Annotated in this window: 1 protein-coding gene; it reads left to right on the top strand. The window is 69.2% G+C overall.

Going from position 1 to position 1239, the window contains the following annotated elements; translation table 11 throughout:
* Positions 1 to 204: 204 nt before the first annotated feature.
* On the top strand, positions 205 to 1239 hold a 1035-nt coding region (gene istA / locus OTB19_RS42930), incomplete at its 3' end, for an IS21 family transposase (protein WP_267804288.1).

Here is a 1239-nt window from a genome sequence, read left to right as displayed (position 1 = left end):
TGAGAGCGGACAGCGCAAGATCCTTGTAGGCGGACATTTCGGATCCCGCTTGGCGGACAGCTGATCTCCCCGTCGATACGGCCGTTCGTGTGTCTTCGAACCCAGGTTCCGAACTGGTGATCCCTCCGGGGGTTTGCTCGGTGGTGTGAGGACAACGAGCTGCACCGCGCCGGAGGGACCGTGAAGAAGTCTTGCAGGGAGATCATGGAAATCTATGAGGCCCTGGACGCCACCGGGTGCGCGTACTCGGCCGCCCAACTGGCCGGAGTCGACCCGAAGACCGTCCGCAGGTACGCACGGATGAGGGACACCGGTCAGCCGTCTGACGCACCGGTGGCACGGCCGAAGCTGATCGACCCGTTCCTGCCCAAGATCGAGGAGTGGGTGGAACGCTCGCAGGGCAAGGCCCGCGCCGACAAGCTCCACGAGCGCCTGCTCCTGCTGGGGTTCACCGGCGACGAGCGCACCACCCGCCGGGCGGTGGCGGTCGCCAAGGCCCGCTGGGACGCCGGCCACCGCAGAACGTATCGCCCATGGATCACCGAGCCGGGGCTGTGGATCCAGTTCGACTGGGGCTGGGGCCCGAAAATCCCTGGTCCCGGCGGTGGCGAGCCCCGGGTGACGCTGCTGTTCTGCGCGTGGCTGGCCTGGTCCAGGTTCCGGGTGGTGATCCCGGTCTGGGACCGGACGCTGCCCACGCTGATCTCCTGCGTCGACTCGATGCTGCGGGCGATCGGCGGAGTGCCGACCTACGCGCTGACCGACAACGAGAAGACGGTCACCATCGACCGCGTCGCCGGCGTCGCGGTCCGCCACCCCCAAATCGTCGCCGCCGGACGCCATTACGGCCTTCAAGTGCACACCTGTGTCCCGTTCGACCCCGAGTCCAAGGGCGGCAGCGAGGCCACGGTCCGCGTCGCGAAGGCCGACCTGGTGCCCACCGACGCCAACCTTCGGCCCGCCTACGACTCGTTCGCCGAACTGCGCGGGGCCTGCGCGATCTTCTGCCAGCAGGTCAACAACCGGGTCCACCGCGAGACCGGCCGGGCCCCGGCCACGATGCTCGACATCGAACGAACCCGCCTGCACCCGCTGCCACCCGGACCGCACACCCTGGCGCTGGGCGAGTCGAGGCAGGTCCTGCGGGACCAGACGGTGCGGTTCGGGTCGGTGCGCTACTCGACCCCGCCCGGACTGGTCGGCCAGGAAGCGTGGGTGCGGGTCGACGGCGACGAACTG

It is taken from the genome of Streptomyces sp. H27-H5, from assembly GCF_026627505.1.
Lineage (GTDB): Bacteria > Actinomycetota > Actinomycetes > Streptomycetales > Streptomycetaceae > Streptomyces.
The sequence above is the reverse complement of the archived record's forward strand: the minus strand, read 5'-3'. Positions and strand labels throughout refer to the sequence as shown.